General features: G+C 75.5%; 18 protein-coding genes. 12 read left to right on the top strand and 6 right to left on the bottom strand.

Annotated features, from left to right (window positions below; genetic code table 11):
- The first annotated feature begins 62 nt into the window (after window positions 1-62).
- The 9 genes from ACI78U_RS18110 to ACI78U_RS18150 all read left to right on the top strand — a co-directional run bounded on the left by ACI78U_RS18110 (window position 63) and on the right by ACI78U_RS18150 (window position 10,339).
- Window positions 63-740, top strand: coding sequence for a YceI family protein (locus ACI78U_RS18110; RefSeq protein WP_456876778.1), 678 nt, complete (start codon window positions 63-65; stop codon window positions 738-740).
- Window positions 741-804: 64 nt separating this feature from the next.
- The gene (locus tag ACI78U_RS18115) at window positions 805-3,081 is read left to right on the top strand and encodes a DNA polymerase III subunit gamma and tau (protein WP_456876779.1); all 2,277 of its coding nucleotides are present in this window, start codon (window positions 805-807) and stop codon (window positions 3,079-3,081) included.
- Window positions 3,082-3,141: 60 nt separating this feature from the next.
- On the top strand, window positions 3,142-3,480 hold the full coding sequence (locus tag ACI78U_RS18120; RefSeq protein ID WP_456876780.1) for a YbaB/EbfC family nucleoid-associated protein: 339 nt from the start codon (window positions 3,142-3,144) through the stop codon (window positions 3,478-3,480).
- A 32-nt stretch (window positions 3,481-3,512) separates the two neighbouring features.
- Window positions 3,513-4,112 (top strand): recombination mediator RecR, encoded by a 600-nt coding sequence (gene recR / locus ACI78U_RS18125; protein ID WP_110004524.1) that lies wholly within the window; start codon window positions 3,513-3,515, stop codon window positions 4,110-4,112.
- 266 nt (window positions 4,113-4,378) lie between these two features.
- Window positions 4,379-6,088 carry an ABC transporter substrate-binding protein gene (locus ACI78U_RS18130; RefSeq protein WP_456876781.1) on the top strand — a complete coding sequence of 570 codons (1,710 nt, stop codon included), beginning with the start codon at window positions 4,379-4,381 and terminating at the stop codon, window positions 6,086-6,088.
- 97 nt (window positions 6,089-6,185) lie between these two features.
- Complete coding sequence (locus ACI78U_RS18135) at window positions 6,186-7,190, top strand: ABC transporter permease (protein ID WP_456876782.1); 1,005 nt, start codon at window positions 6,186-6,188, stop codon at window positions 7,188-7,190.
- The gene (locus ACI78U_RS18140; RefSeq protein ID WP_456876783.1) at window positions 7,187-8,128 is read left to right on the top strand and encodes an ABC transporter permease; all 942 of its coding nucleotides are present in this window, start codon (window positions 7,187-7,189) and stop codon (window positions 8,126-8,128) included. Before ACI78U_RS18135 ends, ACI78U_RS18140 begins: the two co-directional genes overlap by 4 nt.
- Window positions 8,129-8,132: 4 nt before the next feature.
- On the top strand, window positions 8,133-9,203 hold the full coding sequence (locus ACI78U_RS18145) for an ABC transporter ATP-binding protein (RefSeq protein WP_456876784.1): 1,071 nt from the start codon (window positions 8,133-8,135) through the stop codon (window positions 9,201-9,203).
- Window positions 9,200-10,339 (top strand): ABC transporter ATP-binding protein, encoded by a 1,140-nt coding sequence (locus ACI78U_RS18150; RefSeq protein ID WP_456876785.1) that lies wholly within the window; start codon window positions 9,200-9,202, stop codon window positions 10,337-10,339. The genes ACI78U_RS18145 and ACI78U_RS18150 overlap by 4 nt, the downstream gene beginning before the upstream one ends.
- Before the next feature lie 64 nt (window positions 10,340-10,403).
- Here the strand turns inward: ACI78U_RS18150 and ACI78U_RS18155 are convergent, their stop codons facing one another.
- On the bottom strand, window positions 10,404-10,760 hold the full coding sequence (locus ACI78U_RS18155) for a Rieske (2Fe-2S) protein (protein ID WP_456876786.1): 357 nt from the start codon (window positions 10,758-10,760) through the stop codon (window positions 10,404-10,406).
- Window positions 10,761-10,883: 123 nt separating this feature from the next.
- Here ACI78U_RS18155 and ACI78U_RS18160 point away from each other — a divergent pair, with 123 nt between their 5' ends.
- Together ACI78U_RS18160 and ACI78U_RS18165 are read left to right on the top strand one after the other, a co-directional pair.
- Entirely contained in the window at window positions 10,884-12,938 is a 2,055-nt protein-coding gene (locus ACI78U_RS18160; RefSeq protein ID WP_456876794.1) for a TPM domain-containing protein, read from the top strand.
- Window positions 12,939-13,036: 98 nt separating this feature from the next.
- Entirely contained in the window at window positions 13,037-13,783 is a 747-nt protein-coding gene (locus ACI78U_RS18165; protein ID WP_456876787.1) for a VOC family protein, read from the top strand.
- A 57-nt stretch (window positions 13,784-13,840) separates the two neighbouring features.
- On the opposite strand, the gene ACI78U_RS18170 is transcribed toward ACI78U_RS18165, so the two are convergent.
- From ACI78U_RS18170 to ACI78U_RS18190, 5 genes are all read right to left on the bottom strand, one after another.
- Window positions 13,841-14,269 carry a PPOX class F420-dependent oxidoreductase gene (locus tag ACI78U_RS18170; protein WP_456876788.1) on the bottom strand — a complete coding sequence of 143 codons (429 nt, stop codon included), beginning with the start codon at window positions 14,267-14,269 and terminating at the stop codon, window positions 13,841-13,843.
- A complete protein-coding gene (locus ACI78U_RS18175; protein ID WP_456876789.1) occupies window positions 14,266-15,237 on the bottom strand; it encodes a pirin family protein in 972 nt (323 codons plus the stop codon). Before ACI78U_RS18175 ends, ACI78U_RS18170 begins: the two co-directional genes overlap by 4 nt.
- A gap of 10 nt (window positions 15,238-15,247) precedes the next feature.
- On the bottom strand, window positions 15,248-16,255 hold the full coding sequence (locus ACI78U_RS18180) for a pirin family protein (protein ID WP_456876790.1): 1,008 nt from the start codon (window positions 16,253-16,255) through the stop codon (window positions 15,248-15,250).
- Between the two features lie 81 nt (window positions 16,256-16,336).
- Complete coding sequence (locus ACI78U_RS18185) at window positions 16,337-17,875, bottom strand: Mur ligase family protein (RefSeq protein ID WP_456876791.1); 1,539 nt, start codon at window positions 17,873-17,875, stop codon at window positions 16,337-16,339.
- Between the two features lie 55 nt (window positions 17,876-17,930).
- Complete coding sequence (locus tag ACI78U_RS18190; protein ID WP_456876792.1) at window positions 17,931-18,719, bottom strand: hypothetical protein; 789 nt, start codon at window positions 18,717-18,719, stop codon at window positions 17,931-17,933.
- Between the two features lie 163 nt (window positions 18,720-18,882).
- Between ACI78U_RS18190 and ACI78U_RS18195 the strand changes: the two genes are divergently transcribed.
- The gene (locus ACI78U_RS18195) at window positions 18,883-20,691 is read left to right on the top strand and encodes an ABC-F family ATP-binding cassette domain-containing protein (RefSeq protein ID WP_456876793.1); all 1,809 of its coding nucleotides are present in this window, start codon (window positions 18,883-18,885) and stop codon (window positions 20,689-20,691) included.
- The last annotated feature ends 158 nt before the right edge of the window (window positions 20,692-20,849 follow it).

The raw sequence follows: 20,849 nt of genomic DNA on the forward strand, positions 1-20,849 counted from the left end.
CTCACAGCCGGTTCCCAGGTTGACGGGCCAGCATCCTTGAACCGTCAAGGAGAGGAGCGGTCATGGCCCGTCGTCGTCGCACCTGGTGGATCGTCGGGGGCGTCCTCGTCCTCCTCGCCCTCGGGCTCGGCATCGGGCCCCTGCTCTACGCCGCGTCCCGGGAGGACGCCGCCGCCGCGCCGACCGTGCAGGCGCAGCCCTCCGACGTCGAGCTGGTCCCCGACACCGACGGCACCTGGACGGTCACCCCGGGGTCCTCGGCCGGCTACCGCGTCGACGAGGTCTTGAACGGCGCGAACGTCACCGTCGCCGGCACCACCGACCAGGTCACCGGGTCCGTCGTCATCCAGGGCGGGGACCTGGCGTCGGCGGAGGTCTCGGTCGACGTCGCGAGCATCCGCACCGACATCGGTCAGCGGGACTCCTACTTCCGCGGCAACGTCATGGACGTCGACACCTACCCGACGGGGACGTTCACCGTCCGCGGCCCGGTCGACCTGCCCGAGCTCTCCGGCACGCCGGTGACCGTCCCGGTGACCGGCGACCTCACCCTGCGCGGGCAGACCCGGCAGGTGCAGACCGACCTCGCCGTCGTCCGCACCGCCGAGGGGGTGGAGGTCTCCGGCGCCGTGCCGGTGGTCTTCGCCGACTACGGCATCACCGCGCCCGACCTGGGCTTCGTGCGCGTCGAGGACCGCGGGCAGGTCGAGTTCCTGCTCCGGCTGGCCATGTCGCCCTGACCCGGTGACACGGGCGGCGTCCCGGTGTCCCCGGGACGTCGTCCCCGCCACGTAACCTCGCCGCGTGGCTCTGGCGCTCTACCGGAAGTACCGCCCGGCGACCTTCGCCGAGGTGGTCGGCCAGGAGCACGTGACGACGCCGCTGGTCAACGCGGTCGACGGCGGCCGGGTCAACCACGCCTACCTGTTCAGCGGCCCCCGCGGCTGCGGCAAGACGTCGTCGGCGCGCATCCTCGCCCGGTCGCTGAACTGCGAGCAGGGGCCGACGTCGACACCCTGCGGCGTGTGCGGGTCCTGCGTCGCGCTGGCGCCCGACGGCCCGGGCTCGCTCGACGTCATCGAGATCGACGCGGCCAGCCACGGCGGCGTCGACGACGCCCGCGACCTGCGCGAGCGCGCCTTCTTCGCCCCGGTGAACAGCCGCTACAAGGTCTACATCGTCGACGAGGCGCACATGGTGACCACGCAGGGCTTCAACGCCCTGCTCAAGGTGGTCGAGGAGCCACCGGAGTTCCTGGTCTTCGTCTTCGCCACGACCGAGCCGGACAAGGTGCTGCCGACGATCCGCTCGCGCACCCACCACTACCCGTTCCGGCTGGTGCCGCCCACCACGCTGCGCGGTCTGCTCGAGAAGACCTGCGCCGCCGAGGGCGTGCAGGTCGAGCCCACGGTGTTCCCGCTGGTCGTGCGTGCCGGCGGCGGCTCGGTGCGCGACTCGCTGTCCATCCTCGACCAGCTGCTGGCCGGCGCCGGGTCCGAGGGCGTCACCTACGCCGACGCGGTCGGCCTGCTCGGCGTCACCGATGACGCCCTGCTCGACGAGGCCATCGACGCGCTGGCCGCCTCCGACGCGCCCGGCGTCTTCCGTGCCGTCGACCGCGTCGTCGAGGCCGGGCACGACCCCCGCCGCTTCGCCACCGACCTGCTCGACCGGCTGCGCGACCTCATCGTCCTCGACGCCGTGCCCGAGGCCGGCGGCAACGGCCTGCTCGACTGCCCGCCCGACCGGCTGGACCTGATGGCCCAGCAGGCGCGGGCGCTGGGGTCGGCGACGCTGTCCCGGCTGGCCGACACCGTGCACGCCGGGCTCACCGAGATGCGCGGCACGACCGCACCGCGGCTGCTGCTGGAGCTCGTGTGCGCCCGGATGCTGCTGCCGGCCACCGACGACTCGGCCGTCGCCACGCTGCAGCGGCTCGAGCGCCTCGAGCGGCGGCTGTCGATCGCCGGCGGCGGGGACGGCGGGGGGCAGATCGCCGACGTCCCGGTCCGTGAGTCGCCGGTGCGGGAGGCGCCCCGCCCGGCGCCGGTGCGGGACGAGCCCGCCGTGGCCGAGCGCTCCGGGCCGCCGCGCAAGGAGTACGTCCGGCCCTCGCAGCGCGCCCAGGCCCCCGCGCCCGCCGCGCCGCCGCTCGCCCCGGCTCCGGCGCCTGCCGCGGCGCAGGCCGCGCCGGCTCCGGACGACTGGCCCGAGACCACGCCACCGGGGTCGGCCGCTCCCCGTCCGGCCGCGGCCGCCGCAGCCGCCGCCGACGACTGGCCCGAGACGACCGCGCCCGGCTCGGGCGCGCCGGCCGCCACGTCCGCCCCGCCGGCGCCGGCCGCCCCCCGCACGGGCGCGCGCGTCGTCCACGGCGAGCCGGACATCCCGCTGCCGCCCGAGCCCACCGACGACGAGGACTGGCCGCACCCGGCGCAGCCGGCCGCGGCCCGGGCCGCCGCCGCCCGCGTGGCCGAGCCGCGGCCGCCCGCCGCACCGCCGCGCGCGGCGGCCGAGTCGGCACCCGCCCCGCGCGGCGGCGAGCCCACCCCGGTCGTGTCCGCGAACCCGCCCGGGGCGGGGACCGGGGGCGACGGTGCGCTGACCACCAGCGACGTCCGCCGGGTGTGGCCCGAACTGCTCGCCGTGGTCAAGCGGCACAAGCGCACGACCGAGGCGCTGCTGAAGAACGCGCAGGTGCACGACCTGGCCAACGGGGTGCTGACGCTGTCCACGGCGTCCCCGGCGCTGGCCCGGCGCATCGGCGACGACCTCAACAAGGACGTGCTGCGCGAGGCGCTCAACGAGCTGCTCGGCGTGCGGTGGAAGGTCGAGGCGGTCGTCGAGGGCGCGGCGGGCCGGTCACCGTCGCCGGGCGCGACTCCGGAGGGCGCCCGCGAGGCCGCCCGTGAGGCCGCGCGCGCCGCCGAGGCCGCCGAGGCGCGCGAGCTGCTGGCCCAGCGGGCCGCCGAGGAGTCCGAGGGCGGCGGCGAGCGCGAGCACGTGCCCGCCGTCGACCCGGAGCAGGCGGCCCTGGCGCTGCTGCGCTCCGAGCTGGGGGCGCGCCCGGTCGACTCCTGAGCGCCGGGCCGCCCACCGCACGTCCCGCCGGATGTCGGCTCCCCGGCCTACGCTCGGGTCATGTTCCCCGGTGGTGGTCAGCCCGACCTGCAGGCGATCCTCGCGCAGGCCCAGCAGATGCAGCAGGCGCTGGCCGCCGCGCAGGAGCAGCTGGCGAGCGAGGAGGTCACCGGGTCGGCCGGGGGCGGGCTGGTCACGGCCACGATGACCGGCAGCGGCGAGCTGACCGCCGTCACCATCGCCCCCGCGGCCGTCGACCCCGACGACCTCGAGACGCTGCAGGACCTCGTCGTCGCCGCGGTCCGCGACGCCTCCCGCCTGGTCGACCAGCTGACCGCCGACCGCATGGGCCCGCTGGCCGGCGGCATGCCGGGCATGCCCGGGCTGCCGGGCGCCTGACCGGCGCCTCCCGTCTCTCCCCGAGGAGCACCGTGTACGAGGGGGCCGTCCAGGACCTCATCGACGAGCTCGGCCGCCTGCCCGGCGTCGGGCCCAAGAGCGCGCAGCGCATCGCCTTCCACCTGCTGGCCGCCGAGTCCGCCGACGTCGGCCGGCTGGTCGCTGCGCTGCAGCGCGTGCAGGCCGAGGTCCGCTTCTGCGTGACCTGCTACAACGTCGCCGAGGGTGAGCAGTGCCGGATCTGCCGGGACCCGCGCCGCTCCGACGACGTCATCTGCGTCGTCGAGGAGCCCAAGGACGTCGTCGCCATCGAGCGCACCCGCGAGTTCCGTGGCCGCTACCACGTCCTCGGCGGGGCGATCAGCCCGATCGAGGGCGTCGGCCCCGACGACCTGCGGGTCAAGGAGCTCATGACCCGGCTCATGGACGGCACCGTCACCGAGCTGATCATCGCCACCGACCCCAACCTCGAGGGCGAGGCCACCGCGGCCTACCTCGCGCGGCTCGTCGGCCCGCTGGGCCTGGCCGTGTCCCGGCTGGCCAGCGGTCTGCCCGTGGGCGGTGACCTCGAGTACGCCGACGAGATCACGCTGGGCCGCGCCTTCGAGGGGCGCCGCCGCATCGACGCCTAGAAGGACCCCGCTGCCCCCCACCGCTCGCTCCGCTCGCGGCGGGTCCCTGCAGCGGGGCCGTTCCAGCACGTCACCTGAACGGCGGGTGACCTGCGGGGGAACGGTGTCAGGTCTCGAATCGGTGTCGAAACACCTCCCTCTGTCATCGCGGTCACAGCCCGGACCTAGGGTCCCTGTGCACGCCGTCCGGAGGTCCTGCTCCGAGCGGCCGTCCACTCCGGATCTCATCCGGCCCAGCACCGGGCCGAGAAGGCAGGTCTCCCGCGATGCAGCGTCGACCACAGCGAGTGCTGGCCGCCTCGGCGGCCGCACTGACCGCCGTCACCCTGGCCGCATGTGCCTCCAGCGACCGGGACTCCGACTCCGGTGGCGGGGAGGGCGGCGAGGCACAGTCCGGCGGCACCCTCGTCTTCGGCGCGGCCGGTGACCCGGCCATGTTCGACCCGGCGTTCGCCAGCGACGGTGAGACCTTCCGGATCGCGCGCCAGATCCACGAGGGGCTGTTCACCAACGAGCTCGGCGGTACGGAGCCCGTGCCGCAGCTCGCGGAGGACTACGAGGTCAGCGAGGACGGCCTGGAGTACACCTTCACCCTCCGCGAGGGCGTGCAGTTCCACGACGGCACGGACTTCAACGCCGAGGCGGTCTGCTTCAACTTCGACCGCTGGTACAACTTCGAGGGCCTGGCCCAGAGCCCCAGCGCCTCGTACTACTACCAGGCGGTGTTCGGCGGCTTCGCCAGCACGCCGGACACCCCGAGCATCTACGAGAGCTGCGAGGCCACCGACGAGAGCACCGCGGTGATCCGGCTGACCCAGGTCACCTCGAAGTTCCCCGCCGCGCTGTCGCTGCCCGCCTTCTCCATCCAGAGCCCGACGGCGCTGCAGGAGGGTGACGCCGACAACCTGTCCGGGTCGGAGGACGCGCTCACCTACAGCCAGTACGCCCTCGAGAACCCGGTCGGTACCGGGCCCTTCCGCTTCGAGAGCTGGGACCGCGGCAACGGCGAGGTCACCATCGTCCGCAACGAGGACTACTGGGGCGAGCCGGCTCTCCTCGACGAGATCATCTTCCGCACCATCCCCGACGCGAACGCGCGTCGTCAGGAGCTGCAGGCCGGCTCGATCGACGGATACGACTTCGTCGCTCCGGCGGACTACCAGACCCTGGAGGACGAGGGCCTGCAGGTCCTGGTGCGCGACCCGTTCAACATCCTGTACCTCGGCTTCAACGGCGGGAACGTGCCCGGCACGCAGGCCAACCCGGCGCTGCAGGACCCGCGGGTGCGCCAGGCGATCGCGCACGCCATCGACCGCGAGACGATCGTGAACTCGCTGCTGCCGGAGGGCGCCGAGGCGGCCACGCAGTTCATGCCGCCGACCGTCGACGGGTGGGCCGAGGACGTCACCACCTACGACTACGACCCCGACCGGGCCCGCCAGCTGCTGGACGAGGCGAACCCGGCCAGCCGGACGCTGCGGTTCTACTACCCGACCGAGGTCAGCCGGCCCTACCTGCCGGACCCGGCCGCGATGTTCCAGGTGATCAACCAGAACCTGACCGACGCCGGCTTCACCATCGAGCCGGTGGCGCTGCCGTGGAACCCGGACTACCTCAACGCGGTCCAGGCCGGCCAGGCCGACATCCACCTGCTCGGGTGGACCGGTGACTACAACGACGCCTACAACTTCATCGGGACGTTCTTCGCCGAGGCGGGGAACGGCCAGGCGTCGGCGGAGTTCGGGGCGTTCAGCAACCCGGAGATCTTCGCGGCGCTCGCCGAGGCCGACGCCGAGCCGGACGCGTCGGCCCGCACCGAGCAGTACCAGGAGGCCAACCGGCTGATCATGGACTACCTGCCCGGTGTCCCGATCTCGCACTCCCCGCCGGCCCTCGTCGTGGCGGAGAACGTCGAGGGTCTCGAGCCCAGCCCGCTGACCGCCGAGACCTTCGCGACGGTGTCCCTCAGCGACTGAGCCCCACCGCCGGCCGCGCCGGGGCAGGCCCGTCCTGTCCCGGCGCGGCCGGTCCCGTGTCCGGTCGTGCCCCGTCGTGGAGAGGTGACCCGAGCGCGTGCTCCGCTTCATCGTCCGGCGGCTCCTCCAGCTGATCCCGATCCTGCTGGGGTTGTCGCTGCTGCTCTTCGCCTGGCTGCGCGCCCTGCCCGGCGGGCCGGCCCAGGCCGCCCTCGGCGAGCGCGCCACCCCCGAGGCGATCGCGCGCTACAACGAGCTGTTCGGGCTCGACCAGCCGCTCTACGTCCAGTACCTGCGCTTCCTGGGCCGCGCCGTCCAGCTCGACTTCGGCAACTCCTCCCGCACCGGGCGCCCGGTCACCGAGGAGTTCCTCGAGCGGATGCCCGGCACCATCGAGCTGACGGTCTTCGCGATGGTGTTCGCGATCGGCGTCGGCATCCCGCTGGGCTACCTGGCCGCCCGCAAGCACGGCAGCTGGCTGGACTCGGCGTCGGTCATCGGGTCGCTGCTCGGCGTCGCGATCCCGGTCTTCTTCCTCGCCTACCTGCTGCGCCTGCTGTTCGCCGTGGAGCTGGGCTGGCTGCCCGGCTCGGGACGCCAGGAGGTGCGCATCGATGCCACCCGCGTCACGAACTTCTACGTCCTCGACGGTCTGCTCACCCGGGAGTGGGACGCCGCCTGGGACGCCTTCCTGCACCTGGTGCTGCCGGGCATCGCGCTGGGCACCATCCCGCTGGCGATCATCGTGCGGATCACCCGGGCCTCGGTCCTCGACGTGGTGAACGAGGACTACGTGCGCACGGCCAACGCCAAGGGGCTGGCGACCGCGACCGTCCGCCGGCGGCACGTCCTGCGCAACGCGCTGCTGCCGGTGTCGACGACGATCGGCCTGCAGACCGGGCTCCTGCTGTCCGGTGCGGTGCTCACCGAGACCGTCTTCGCGTTCGGCGGCGTCGGCTCGACCATCTTCGACTCGATATTCGCCCGGGACTTCGCCGTCCTCCAGGGCTTCATCCTCATGCTGTCGGTGATGTATGTGCTGATCAACCTGCTCGTCGACATCTCGTACGGCCTGCTCGACCCGCGGGTGCGCGTCCGATGACCGCGATCGGCGACGTCCGGCGGCGGCGCATCGACGAGCTCGCCGCCCGCGCGGGGCAGGTGCCCGAGGGCGAGGGCGGCCTCTCGCTGACCCGCAGTGCCTTCCGGCGGCTGCGGCGCGACCCCGTGGCCATCGCCGGCGCGATCATCGTCGTCGTCTTCCTGCTGGTCGCGGCCTTCGCCCCGCTCCTGGCCCCGCGTGACCCCTACGCGCAGTACCTGCTCAGCGAGATCCGTCCGGGCTCCATCCCCGGCAGCCGCGAGGGCTTCCCGCTGGGCGTGGACAACCTCGGCCGCGACCTGCTGAGCCGGCTGATCGTCGGGTCCCGGCAGTCGCTGCTCATCGGCGTGGTGTCCACGCTGCTCGGCGCCACGGTCGGCATGGCGCTGGGCGTGCTGGCGGGGGCGTTCGGCGGCTGGGTGGACACCGTCGTCATGCGGTTCGTCGACATCCTGCTGTCGCTGCCCAGCCTCCTGATGGCGATCAGCATCTCGGTGCTCCTGGGGCAGAACCAGTGGGCGCTGATGATCGCCATCGCGGTCACCCAGGTGCCCGTCTTCGCCCGGCTGCTGCGCGGGTCGATGCTCGCCCAGCGGGACAGTGACTACGCCCTGGCCGCGCGGGCCCTGGGCATCCGCCGCGGCCGGATCGTGTTCGGGCACGTGCTGCCCAACTCGCTGTCGCCGGTGATCGTCCAGGCCACGCTGTCCCTCGCGACGGCGATCATCGAGGCGGCCGCGCTGTCCTTCCTGGGCCTGGGCGACCCCGACCTCGCCCGTCCCGAGTGGGGCGCCATGCTGTCCAGCGCCCAGGACTTCCTGTCCATCCGGCCTGAGCTGGCCATCTACCCGGCCCTGTGCATCGTCGTCGTCGCCCTCGGCTTCACGCTGCTGGGTGAGTCCCTGCGCGAGGCCCTCGACCCGAAGTTCCGGAGGTGACCCGGTGACCATCGAGTCGATGCCGTCCCGTGACGCGGGCGTCCCCGGTGCCCCCGTCCTCGACGTCGACGGGCTCACCGTCACCTTCACGCGCAGGGGCGAGCAGGCCACCCGCGCCGTCGACGGGGTCAGCTTCTCCGTCGCGCCGGGGGAGACCGTGGGCCTGGTCGGGGAGTCCGGCTGTGGCAAGTCGGTGACCTCGCTGGCGGTCATGGGGCTGCTGCCCAGCCGCGGCGTGCAGGTCGGCGGCTCGGTGCGGCTGGACGGCCAGGAGCTGATCGGCGCGCCGGACCGGACGCTGCGCCGGCTGCGCGGCGCGGACATGGCCATGGTGTTCCAGGACCCGCTGTCGTCGCTGAACCCCACGGTGCCCATCGGCACCCAGGTCACCGAGGTCCTGCTCGAGCACCGGGAGATGTCGAAGAAGGAGGCGGCCGACGAGGCCACCCGCCTGCTCGACCGCGTCGGCATCCCCGACCCCGGCCGCCGGCTCAAGGAGTACCCGCACCAGCTCTCCGGCGGCATGCGCCAGCGGGCGCTCATCGCGATGGCGCTGGCCTGCGCTCCGCGCCTGCTCATCGCCGACGAGCCGACCACCGCCCTCGACGTCACCATCCAGGCGCAGATCCTCGAGCTGCTGCGGGAGCTGGTGGTCGACTCGGGCACCGCGCTGGTGATGATCACCCACGACCTCGGCGTGGTCGCCGGGCTCTGCGACCGGGTCCACGTCATGTACTCCGGCCGGATCATCGAGTCCGCCGACCGCCACGAGCTGTTCGCGCGGCCGCGCCACCCCTACACCGGCGGGCTGCTCGCCTCGGTGCCACGGCTCGACGGGGCCCGCGGCGCACCGCTGCACCCCATCCGCGGCTCCGCCCGCGACGTCATCCCCTGGGCCGAGGGGTGCGCGTTCGCCCCGCGGTGCGACAACGCCCAGGACGACTGCCTCACCGAGGTCGCCGGCAGCACCGTGGCGCTCGAGGACGACGGTCCCGGCCGCGAGCTGCGCTGCCGCCACCCCCTGCAGCACCCGAGGTCCCCGGCCGGGGCCACCGCGTCCGGAGCCGCCCGATGACCGCCGTCCCCGCCGCCGACCCCCTCCTGCGGGTCGAGGGCCTGCAGGTGTACTTCCCGATCAAGCGCGGCCTGGTCGTCGACCGCACGGTGGGGCACGTCCGCGCCGTCGACGGCGTCGACCTGAGCATCGACCGCGGCACCACCTACGGGCTGGTGGGGGAGTCCGGCTGCGGCAAGTCCACGCTCGGCCGCGCCGTCCTCCGGCTGGTCGAGCCCACCGCCGGGCGGGTCCTGTTCGACGGCACCGACGTCGCGTCGCTGCAGGGCGAGCCGCTGCGGACGATGCGCCGTCGGATGCAGATGGTGTTCCAGGACCCGCTGGGCAGCCTCGACCCCCGGCAGAACGTCGAGTCGCTGCTGTCCGAGCCGCTGCACGCGCACGGTCTGGGTGGCGGCAGGCGCGGCATCGCCGAGCGGATCCGCACCCTGCTCGACGCCGTCGGGCTGCCTTCGGCGGCGCTGCGCCGCTACCCGCACGAGTTCTCCGGCGGCCAGCGCCAGCGCATCGGCATCGCCCGCGCCATCGCGCTCGAGCCCGACCTGCTCATCGCCGACGAGCCGGTCTCCGCGCTCGACGTCAGCGTCCAGGCGCAGGTGGTCAACCTGCTCGAGGAGCTGCAGGAGCGGCTCGGTCTGACCTACCTGGTCATCGCGCACGACCTCGCCGTGGTGCGGCACATCAGCGACGTCGTCGGCGTCATGTACCTGGGGTCGCTGGTCGAGCAGGCGCCCTCCGACGTCCTGTACGCCGAGCCGCTGCACCCCTACAGCCGGGCGCTGCTGAGCGCCGTCCCGGTGCCCGACCCGGTGGTCGAGGAGAGTCGCGAGCGCATCCTGCTGGCCGGTGACCTTCCCTCACCGGCCAACCCGCCCAGCGGCTGCCGGTTCCACACCCGGTGCCCCTGGCGGCAGGAGACCCGCTGCGACGACGAGGTCCCGGCGTTGCGCGAGCTGGGCACGGGGCACCTGGTGGCCTGCCACTGGGCCGAGGAGATCCGCGACGGCCTGCTGCAGCCCCGGTCGGCCGAGGAGGTGGCCGCCACCCAGGGCGTCAGCGTGCGCCCGACGGGGGTGGCCAACCCGGAGTCCGACGCGCTGGTGCAGGGCGTCGACGAGCCGATCGAGTGGCGCTGATGAAGGACCCCCCCGCCCCCCACCACTCGCAGGCTCGCGGCGGGCCCCTACGAGGGGGCCGACCTCACGTCACCACGACGTCGTCGCCGCGGCGCAGCGCCTTCCTGACCCGCAGCCGCAGGAAGTGCGCGTAGCCGCGGACGAGCTGGGTGTAGCCCGGGGTCGGCCCGTGGTAGCCGAGGAAGCCGCGCGGGCCCTCGACCATGTCCCCGGTGCGGACGTCGTAGCGCGCCTGGTGCCACGGGCAGACCAGGCACCCGTCGGCGTCCAGTGACCCCTCCGACAGGTCGGCGAGCTGGTGGCGGCAGCGGCGGGAGAGGGCGGAGTACTCCCCGTCGCGGTTGACGACGGCCCACTTCCCGGCCCGGCCCACCCTCCCCGGGGGCAGCCGGTCGGCGGGGATGCGGTCGGACTGGCTCACGGGGGTCCTCCTGGGCTCGGGGCGCGGTCGGGAGCCCACTACCCGGTGGTGCGCGTCCTACCCGGGCCGGCCGCTCCGGCGGCGACTCCCTCGTGCCCGACCTAGGGTCGGTCCGTGCGCCGGATGGTGGGAGTCCTCGCGGTCGCGGCGGCCCTCGTGCTCGCCGGCGGCGGCCCGGCGCTGGCCGAGCAGCCGTTCTCCGTGCCCGGTGAGGTGACCGACGTCGCCGGCGTGCTCGGCGGGGACGCCGCCCGGGTCCAACAGGCCGTCGACGATCGGCAGGCCGACGACGGCACGCAGGTCTTCGTCGTCTACGTGTCCTCCTTCGACGGCATCCGCTCCGGCGACTGGGCCCTGCAGACGGCGGAGGCCTCGGGTCTGGGCCGCACCGACGTGCTGCTCGCCGTGGCCGTCGGCGACCGGCAGTACGGCTACTGGGTCGACGACGCGTTCCCGCAGAGCACCGACGAGATCGACTCGTTCCTCGCCACCGACGTCGAGCCCGAGCTCGCCGCCGACGACTGGGGCGGGGCGGCGGTGGCCTTCGCCGAGGGCATCGGCGGCTCCTCCGGCGCGGGCGGGTCGGACAGCGGGTCCGGCGCGGTGACCGCGGCGGTGCTCGGCGGGGTCGCGGTCGTCGGCACCGGTGCCTACCTGGTGTCCCGCTCGCGGCGCCGGCGCGGGACACAGCCACCGCCGGCCACCCGGCTGGAGCGGCCCGACCCGCACGCCGGCGTGCCCACCGAGGAGCTGCAGGGCCGGGCCAGTGCCGCGCTGCTCGACCTCGACGAGGCGGTGAAGACCTCGCAGCTCGACCTCGACTTCGCCCGGCTGCAGTACGGCGAGGCGGCGGTGGCCGGGTTCACCGAGGCGCTGGGGCAGTCGCGGCAGGAGCTGACCCGGGCGTTCTCGCTCCGTCAGCGGCTCGACGACGAGGTGCCGGAGGACGAGCCGACGCGGCGGGCGCTGCTGGCCGAGATCCTGCAGCTGACCTGGACCGCCGACGCCCGGCTCGACGAGCAGGCCCAGGCCTTCGAGCAGCTGCGCGACCTCGAGCGGACCGCGCCCCAGGTCCTGGAGGGGCTCGCCGCGCGGATCACCGCGCTGCACGGCCGGCTCCCCCAGGACGAGCAGCGGCTGGCCCGGCTGCGGCAGCGCTACGCGGCCGCCGCGCTGGCGCCGGTCGCGGACAACGTCGAGCAGGCCCGGGCCCGGCTGGCCGCCGCCGAGCACGAGGCGGCGGAGGCCCGCGCCGCGCTCGACGCCGGACGGTCCGGGGAGGCGGTGGGCGACCTGCGTGCCGCCGAGGACGCCGCCGCCCAGGTGGGCACGCTGCTCGACGCCGTGGGCCGGCTCGAGCGCGACCTGGAGGACGCGGCCGCCCGCCTGTCCGCCGTTCGCGCCGAGACCGAGGAGGACCTCGCCGAGGCCCGCGCGCTGGTGGCTGCCGGGGACACCGGCGGGCTGCGGCCGCAGGTCGCCCGCGCCGAGGCCGGGCTGGCCGCCGCCGACGAGGCGATGGCCGTCGTCGGGGGAGCGCTGCCCGACCCGCTCACCGCGCTGCGCCGGCTCGAGGAGGCCGACCTCGCGCTGGAGCAGGCGCTGGCCGTGGCGCGTGACGCGCAGACCCGTGCCCGCCGGGCGGCCGCCGCGCTGGACCAGACCCTGCTGCGCGCCCGGTCGACGGTGGCCGCGGCCGCCGACTTCGTCGCCACCCGGCGCGGCGCGGTCGGGCCCGAGGCGCGCACCCGGCTGGCCGAGGCCCAGCGCCACCTCGACGCCGCGGTGGGGATCGGCGGCTCGGATCCCCAGGCCGCGCTGCAGGAGGCGCAGCTGGCCGACCAGCTCGCCCAGCAGGCGCTGCAGTACGCGCAGTCCGACGTGTCGGCCTGGTCGTCGGGCTACGGCGGTGGGTACGGCGGCGGCTACGGGCCCGGCCACGGGCCCGGCCACGGCGGGGGGTACGGCGGCCGCGGTGGGGTGGACCTGGGCAGTCTCGTGCTCGGCGGCATCCTCGCCGGGGGCATGCGCGGCGGCGGGTTCGGCGGCTACGGCGGCGGGTTCGGCGGGGGGCTCGGTGGCGGGCGCGGTGGCGGGTTCGGCGCCGGTGGCCGGCCGCGCGGCGGCGGCTTCGGCGGTTCCCGCAGCCGCGGCCGGTCCGGCGGCGGCCGCTTCTGACGCCCGTTCGTGTGCACTTGCGCGGAAGTGGCCACGAGGGGTCTGCCGGAGTGTCGGTGCCCGGTGGGACGGTGCCCTCCCCACCCCGAGGAGGAACCATGCCCACCCGGAACACCCCCTGGCCCGACGGCACTCCCTGCTGGGTCGACTACGGCGCCGCCGACGTCGAGGCCGCCAAGTCCTTCTACGGCTCGTTGCTGGGCTGGGAGTGGACGGCGGACTCGCCGGAGTTCGGCGGCTACGTCAACGCGCTCAAGGACGGGCACCAGGCCGCCGGCCTCGGTCCGCTGATGGAGCCGGGCGCCTCGCCCTCGTGGACGACGTACTTCGCCGCGAGCGACGCCGCGGCCACCTGCGACCGCATCCGCGCGGCCGGCGGCACCGTCGTCGTCGAGCCGATGGAGGTCGGCCCGATGGGCACGATGGTCGTGGCGCGCGACCCGCAGGGGAACCAGTTCGGCCTGTGGCAGGCCGGCACCCACACCGGCGCCGAGGTCCACAACGAGCCCGGCTCGCTGGCGTGGAACGACGCCGCCGTCGACGACCCGGCCGCCGCGCAGGCCTTCTACTCCGCGGTGTTCGGCTTCCGCTTCGACGAACTCGAGGGCATGGGCGGCTACGCGACCTTCGCCACCGACGAGCGCCCGCTGGGCGGGCTCGGCGGCGTGACCCCGGGGGCGCCGAAGGGCTGGACCACCTGCTTCTCCGTCGCGTCCACCGACGAGACGGTCGCCGCCGTCGAGGCCGCCGGCGGGAAGGTCACCATGGCGGCGCAGGACACCGAGTTCGGCCGGTTCGCCGTCGTCACCGACCCGTGGGGCGCGGCCTTCTCCGTCATGCAGTAGAAGGACCCCGTCGCCCCCCACGCTCGGCGTGGGGGGCGACGGGGCCGTGCCAGGACGTCACGAGCGGACCTGGCCGTAGGTGTGCTCGGGACGGAAGCGGACCACCAGGCGGCGGTCGGCCACCATCGCCCGGCGGTAGTCGTCCCAGTCCCCGTGCTCGCCGGAGGCGCCGCGGTAGTAGGTGATCAGCTCCTCCACGGTGGCGTCGTGCGGGTCGGCGGCCACCGGAGTGAGCTCCGCGGTGCCCTCCACGGCCACCCAGGTCCAGAAGTCGTCCGAGGAGACGTGCAGGGTGACCCGCGGGTCGGCCTGCAGGTTGCGGGTCTTGGCACGGTCGGCGGTCACCGACACCCGGAACAGCCGCTGCCCGGCGTCGTAGGCGTAGCCGACGTTGGACACCTGCGGCCGGCCGTCGCGCTTGACCGTGGCGAGGACGCCCCAGCGGCGCCCGGCCACGAAGTCGAGCATGCGGTCGTCGACGGTCATCGCATCCTCCCGCGGGCCTTGAGCGGCACCGACGGCAGCGCAGGCGAGAGCTGGCGCTCGTCGTCGGTGAACCCCGGGACGATCCCGAACCGCTCGTCCTCGGCGTTCCACCGCTCGGCGTACTCGACGATCTCCTCGCCGGAGCGGCCGACGAAGTTCCACCACATGACCAGCCGCTCCTCGAACGGCTCGCCCCCGAGCAGCAGCAACCGGGCGGGCGCGTCGGTCCGGATCCGCACCGACCGGCGTCCGGTGCCGAGGTAGAGCATCGCCCCGTGGGCCAGCGGCGCGCCCTCGACGTCGGCCCCGCCCGCGGCGCCGAGCAGGGCGTGCTCGAAGTCCGGCTCGAGCGGCACCTCGACGTCGGCCCCGGCGACGAGGTCGAGGTCGACGCCGACGATCGGCGTGTGCGCGGTGCCCGGCGAGGAGTCCCCGCCGAAGGAGCCCATGAGCACCGTGGTGGTCAGCCCGTCGGAGGTCGTGCCGGGCAGGGTCGTGTGGTGCTCGAACGCCGGTGCGGTGTCGCGGGTGGCGTCGGGCAGCGCCACCCAGAGCTGCGCGCCGTGCAGGAACCGGGGGTGCGGCACCGGCGACTGCTCGGCGTGCGCGATGCCGTGCCCGGCGGTCATCAGCGCCAGCTCGCGCGGGCCGAACGTGACGTCGCTGCCCAGGGAGTCGCGGTGGTGGACCCGGCCCTCGATCAGCCAGGACACCGTCTGCAGCCCGGTGTGCGGGTGCGGGGTGACCTGCATGCCGGCGCTGCCGGACACGTCGTCGGGGCCGTAGTGGTCGACGAAGGCCCAGGCGCCGACCATCCGCCGGCCGAGGGTGGGCAGCAGCCGCCGCACCGGGGTGCCGGGGCCGAGCATGACCTCGCGGCCGGGCAGCAGGTCGAGGGCCGGGCCCGCGGGGGTCCCGTCGGGCCCGCCCAGCTCGCGCGGGACCGGCCGCGGTTCGGTGTCGCTCATGACCGGCTTCCTACTCCTGTCCGGCCTCGCCGTGGACCCCCGCGTGCGGGCCGGCGGCGGAGGCGGAGCGCACCGCCGGGACCGAGCCGAGCCGCCCGGCGCGGAAGTCGTCGAAGGCCTCGATGAGCTCCTGCCGGGTGTTCATGACGAACGGGCCGTACATCGCGATCGGCTCGCGGATCGGCCGGCCGCCCAGGACGACGACGTCGAGCGCCGGGGTCCGCGACTCCTGGTGCACCGCGCCGCGGACGGTGACGGTGTCGCCGGGGCCGAGGACGGCGAGCTGGCCGGTGCGCACCGGCGCCCCGTCGATGCCCACCGAGCCCGCGCCGGAGAGCACGTAGACCAGCGCGTTGAAGTCCGGCCGCCACGGGATGTCGAGGGTGGCGCCGGGCGCGATCGTCGCGTGCACCATGGCCATCGGCGTGTAGGTGGAGCCCGGGCCGGTGTGTCCGCCGACCTCGCCGGCGATGACCCGCAGCAGGGCGCCGGCGTCGGGGCTGGCCAGCAGCACCGACTCCCGCGCGCGCAGGTCCTGGTAGCGCGGCTCGACCCACTTCTGCGCCCGCGGCAGGTTCACCCACAGCTGCAGGCCGTGGAACAGCCCGCCGCTGGCCACCAGCGCCTCCGGGGGCCGCTCGATGTGCAGCACGCCGCCACCCGCGGTCATCCACTGGGTGTCGCCGTTGCTGATCGTCCCGCCGCCGCCGTGGGAGTCGGCGTGCTCGAAGGTGCCGTCGATGATGTAGGTGACGGTCTCGAAGCCGCGGTGCGGGTGCCAGGAGGTGCCCTTCGGCTCGCCGGGTGCGTACTCGACCTCGCCCATCTGGTCCATGTGCAGGAACGGGTCGAGGTCGCGCAGGTCCACACCGGCGAAGGCGCGGCGCACCGGGAACCCCTCGCCCTCGAAGCCGGCGGGCGCCGTCGTCACCGAGCGGGTCCGTCGGCGGACGGTGCGCGGGGCGGGCAACGGGACCCGGGGGAGCGTGGTGGTGTCCTCGACGGTCACGGCGGGCATGGCCGGCCTCCTCGTTGAGCGCTCAACTGGTGGCGACTGTAGCGCCGGACCGCCCTCGTGTCTTCCCGCGGACGCCTCCGGTCAGGAGGCGCGTTCCCCGCGGTCGGCGCCGGCGGCGTCAGGCGGGCCGTGCTCGACGATGAGCGCGGTGTTGGCGACCTCGGCGTCGTCGAGGTGGACGGCGTCGCGCGGGTCGGTGGTGTCGAACAGCCGTGTCTCGTGCCCGCGGCCGACGACGAGGACGACGTCGGCCGGGCCGGCGGCGCGGACCGCTGCGGAGATCGCCGCGCGCCGGTCGGGCACCGTCCGCACGGCCGCTCCACCGCCGAGCAGTCCGATCCGCAGCTCGCCGATGATCGCGGCCGGGTCCTCACCGTGGCTGCCCTCGTTGGTCAGCCAGACGACGTCGGCGGCGCGGGCCGACTCGCCGAGCCCCTGCCGCTTGTAGCGGTCGCGGCGGCCCCGCGCGCCGAGCACCAGGTGCAGCCGCCCGCCGGGGCCGCGCAGGTCGCGCGCGGTGGCGATCGCCGCGGCCAGGGCGCGCGGCGTGTGCGCGTAGTCGACGACGACGACCGGGCGCCCGGCCCCGCCGAGCACGGTGTTGCGCCCGCGCGGCGCGGCGACGCCCGCGAGCCCGTCGGCGATGGCGTCGGCCGGGACGCCCAGCGCGCGTCCGGCCGCCCACGCCGCGGCCAGGTTGGTCACGTGCACCCGCCCCACCAGCGGGCTGCACACCCGGTGCCCGCCGGTGTCGTCGCCGAGCAGCACCTCGGTGCCGGCCGCGCCGGTGCGCCAGCCGAGCACCCGGACGTCGGCGTCCGCGGCCGACCCCACCCGCGTCACCGGCACCGGCGCCTGGTCGGCCAACCGCCGTCCCCAGGGGTCGTCGACGACGACGACGCCGGCCGCCGACCGGTCCCGCTCGAACAGCCGCGCCTTGCTCGACCAGTAGTGCTCGATCGTGCCGTGGTGGTCGAGGTGGTCCTCCTCGAAGCCGGTGAACACCGCGACGTCGAAGCGCAGGCCGTCGATGCGGCCCATGTCCAGCGCGATGGAGGAGGCCTCCACGACCGCCCGCCGGGCGCCGGCCTCGACCATCCACCGCAGCAGCTCGTGCAGATCGGGGGCCTCGGGAGTGGTCAGGACCGTGCCACGGGTCCGCCGGCCCACCGCCGCCCCCAGCGTGCCGACGACGCCGGTGCGGGTCCCGCCCGCCTCGAGGACGCCGCGGACCAGCGTGCTGGTGGTCGTCTTGCCGTTGCTGCCGGTGACGCCGACCAGGTCCAGCGCGTCGGCGGGGTCGCCGGCCAGCAGCGCGCCCAGCGATCCTAGTTGCGCCCCCACCGACGCCACCGACAGCGTGGCCAGCGCGACGCCCCCCGGCCGGCCCACCAGCCGCGCCGCGGCGCCGGCCCGGGCGGCCGCCGCGGCCCAGCGGTGCCCGTCGCTGGCCGCGCCGCGGATGCAGGCGAACAACGAGCCGGGGACGACCCGCCGGGAGTCGGTGACCAGGCCGCGCAGGAGCAGGCCGTCGTCCCCGCCCGACCGGGTGACCGGCCCGCCGGGGACACCCCGTGCGCGGTGCTCGACGGCCGACCAGGTCACCGCGGGGAGGTGCACCACCCGGACGATAGGCGGGGCGCGACCTTCTTGCAGGTCGACCGGTAGGGCACGGTCAACGGAGCAGGCGGGCGACCCCGGTCAGGCCTTCCTCGACGTCGGCGTCGGGCAGCACCTCGGTGCGCTCGGCCAGCCGGGGCCGCCACGCCGGGGGCGCCTGCTCCAGCCAGCCGGCGCCGGCGTCGGTCAGCCGGCCGTCGGAGCGCAGCGGCGCCCAGCCGCGCAGGAACCGCAGCCCCTCGGCGGCGGTGACCAGCGTCTGCGCCACGCCGCGGCGGCGGTACACCGGCTCCACGCTGACGGTGTCGACCAGGCCGGAGCGGGTCCACCAGCGCACCTCGGCGATGCGGTCGGTGGGGGCGACGCCGACGGCGGCCACCTCGTGCATCTCCACCAGCGAGCCGGGCCGGAAGGCGTTGCCGCGGAAGGCCAGCAGCGAGGTGCAGGGCACCGGGGAGGACGCGTGGTGCACCTCGGCGAACCAGATCGGCGGGCAGCGGTCGGAGACCTCGTCGGCGACGTCGATGCGGACGACCCGGCCGTCGGCGGCGCGGTGCCGCACGTCGACCTGCCAGCCGGCGGGACGGCGGCCCCGGGCGTCGACCGCGGTCATGTCGACCGGGGTGCCGTCGGGGAAGCGGTCGGAGTTGACGGCGACCAGCGAGTACTCGACCGGGCCGGGGCCGCGGCGCAGCAGCCGCGCCCACCACAGCGCCGTCGTCTCGGCGGCGGGCACGGGGAGCGGGGGTGCGGCCAGCGGGGGGACCGCCCGCAGGCGGGGGGTCGCCGGCGCCGGGACCGTCGCGTAGTGGGCTGCAGAGTGGGCCGCTGCCGTCGTGCTCATGTCGTCCTCCGCTCGTCCGCCCCGGGCACCCGGGGTGTGCTGGGGACGACTCTCCGGACGCCACTTGCGACGGCCTTGGGGTCCACTAGCGGCCGGTGTCAGGCGGTCGCCGGGCGCCGTCGCGGTCCGGCGATACTGGGGTCCTCATGACCTGGACCCGCCGGTGAGCGCCCCGCTGAACCTGCTCAACCTCGAGCGGGTGTCCAAGGCCCACGGCACGACCGTGCTGCTCGACGACGTCTCGCTCGGCGTCGCGGCCGGGGAGCGGATCGGCGTCGTCGGGCGCAACGGCAGCGGCAAGTCCACCCTGCTCGGTGTCCTCACCGGCCGTGAGGAGCCCGACAGCGGGCGGGTCACCCGCCGCGGCGACCTCGCCGTCGGCGCGCTCGACCAGTCCGGCACGCTCCCGCCGGGGACGACCGTGCGCGACGTCGTGCTGCCGGCCGGCCTGTTCGCCGCCGAGCACGAGTGGGCCGCCGACGCGCGGGTCCGCAGCGTGCTGACCGGTCTGGAGCTCGACCGGCTGGGCCTCGACAGCCCGGTGGCGCCCATGTCGGGTGGCGAGCGGCGCCGGGTCGCGCTGGCCGCGCAGCTCATCCGCCCGCTGGACCTGCTGGTCCTCGACGAGCCGACCAACCACCTCGACGTCGAGGGCGTCGCGTGGCTGGCCGACTTCGTCACGCGGCGGGTGGGCGCGCTGGTGGTCGTGACCCACGACCGGTGGTTCCTCGACGAGGTGTGCACGCAGACCTGGGAGGTCGCCGACGGCGCGGTGCACTCCTACGAGGGCGGCTACGCGGCCTACACGCTGGCCCGCGCCGAGCGGGCCCGGGTGGCGGCCGCCACCGAGGAACGACGCCTCAACCTCGTGCGCAAGGAGCTGGCCTGGCTGCGCCGCGGCCCGCCCGCGCGCACCAGCAAGCCGCGGTTCCGGATCGAGGCGGCCGAGGCGCTCATCGCCGACGAGCCGCCGCCGCGGGAGACCGTGCAGCTGAAGGGCTTCGCCGCCCGGCGGCTGGGGAGGACGGTGTACGACGTCGAGGACGTCGACCTCGCCGTGCCCTCCGACGCCGGACCGCGACCGCTGTTCCGCGACCTGACCTGGCACGTCGGCCCGGGCGACCGGATCGGCGTGGTCGGGGTGAACGGGGCGGGGAAGACCTCGCTGCTGCGGATGCTGGTCGGCGAGGTGGAGCCCGACCGCGGCCGGGTGGTGCGCGGGCAGACCGTGGCGCCGGCGTACCTGTCCCAGCACGTCACCGAGCTGCCCGCCCGGCTGCGCGTGCTCGAGGCGGTCCAGGAGGTCGCCCGGATCGCCCGGATCGGCCGGCAGGAGGTGTCGGCGTCGTCGCTGGCCGAGCGGTTCGGCTTCCCGGCGTCGCGGCAGTGGACGCCGGTGGGCGACCTCTCCGGCGGAGAGCGCCGGCGGCTGCAGCTGCTGCGGCTGCTCATGGCCGAGCCCAACGTGCTGCTGCTCGACGAGCCCACCAACGACCTCGACATCGACACGCTCACCCAGCTCGAGGACCTGCTCGACGGCTTCCCCGGCACCGTGCTCGTCGTCAGTCACGACCGGTACTTCGTCGACCGGGTGTGCGACTCGGTGGTGGCGCTCATGGGCGACGGCTCCCTGGCCGCGCTCCCCGGCGGCGTCGAGGAGTACCTCGCACGCCGGGCCGCCGGCGAGGCGGCGCTGCCGTCGGCGACCGCCGGGCCCGCCCCGGCCGCGGCTCCCGCCCCCGCGGGCCCGTCGGCGGCCGAGGTGCGCGCCGCCCGCAAGGAGGCCGCCCGGCTCGAGCGCCGGCTGGAGCGTCTCGGCGCCGAGGAGGAGCGGCTGCACGCCGACCTCGCAGCCGCGGCCACCGACCACGCGCGGGTGCTGGAGCTCGACGCCCGGCTGCGGGCGCTGCACGCCGAGAAGGAGCAGGTCGAGACCGACTGGCTGGCCGCCGCGGAGCTGGCCGAGGGCTGACCCGCGTCCTCCCGCACCGCAGCGCGTCCTCCCTCACCGCAGCGGGGGGGGGGGGGGGGGGGGGGGGGGGGGGGGGGGGGGGGGGGGGGGGGGGGGGGGGGGGGGGGGGGGGGGGGGGGGGGGGGGGGGGGGGGGGGGGGGGGGGGGGGGGGGGGGGG

Source organism: Geodermatophilus sp. SYSU D00710, from assembly GCF_054050195.1.

Coding starts and splice junctions, on each gene's coding strand:
- ACI78U_RS18140 (WP_456876783.1), top strand. CDS start 7,187: ATGACCGCGATCGGCGACGTCCGGCGGCGGCGCATCGACGAGCTCGCC.
- ACI78U_RS18120 (WP_456876780.1), top strand. CDS start 3,142: ATGTTCCCCGGTGGTGGTCAGCCCGACCTGCAGGCGATCCTCGCGCAG.
- ACI78U_RS18170 (WP_456876788.1), bottom strand. CDS start 14,269: ATGACCGTCGACGACCGCATGCTCGACTTCGTGGCCGGGCGCCGCTGG.
- ACI78U_RS18165 (WP_456876787.1), top strand. CDS start 13,037: ATGCCCACCCGGAACACCCCCTGGCCCGACGGCACTCCCTGCTGGGTC.
- ACI78U_RS18150 (WP_456876785.1), top strand. CDS start 9,200: ATGACCGCCGTCCCCGCCGCCGACCCCCTCCTGCGGGTCGAGGGCCTG.
- ACI78U_RS18180 (WP_456876790.1), bottom strand. CDS start 16,255: ATGCCCGCCGTGACCGTCGAGGACACCACCACGCTCCCCCGGGTCCCG.
- ACI78U_RS18110 (WP_456876778.1), top strand. CDS start 63: ATGGCCCGTCGTCGTCGCACCTGGTGGATCGTCGGGGGCGTCCTCGTC.
- ACI78U_RS18130 (WP_456876781.1), top strand. CDS start 4,379: ATGCAGCGTCGACCACAGCGAGTGCTGGCCGCCTCGGCGGCCGCACTG.
- ACI78U_RS18160 (WP_456876794.1), top strand. CDS start 10,884: ATGGTGGGAGTCCTCGCGGTCGCGGCGGCCCTCGTGCTCGCCGGCGGC.
- ACI78U_RS18175 (WP_456876789.1), bottom strand. CDS start 15,237: ATGAGCGACACCGAACCGCGGCCGGTCCCGCGCGAGCTGGGCGGGCCC.
- ACI78U_RS18190 (WP_456876792.1), bottom strand. CDS start 18,719: ATGAGCACGACGGCAGCGGCCCACTCTGCAGCCCACTACGCGACGGTC.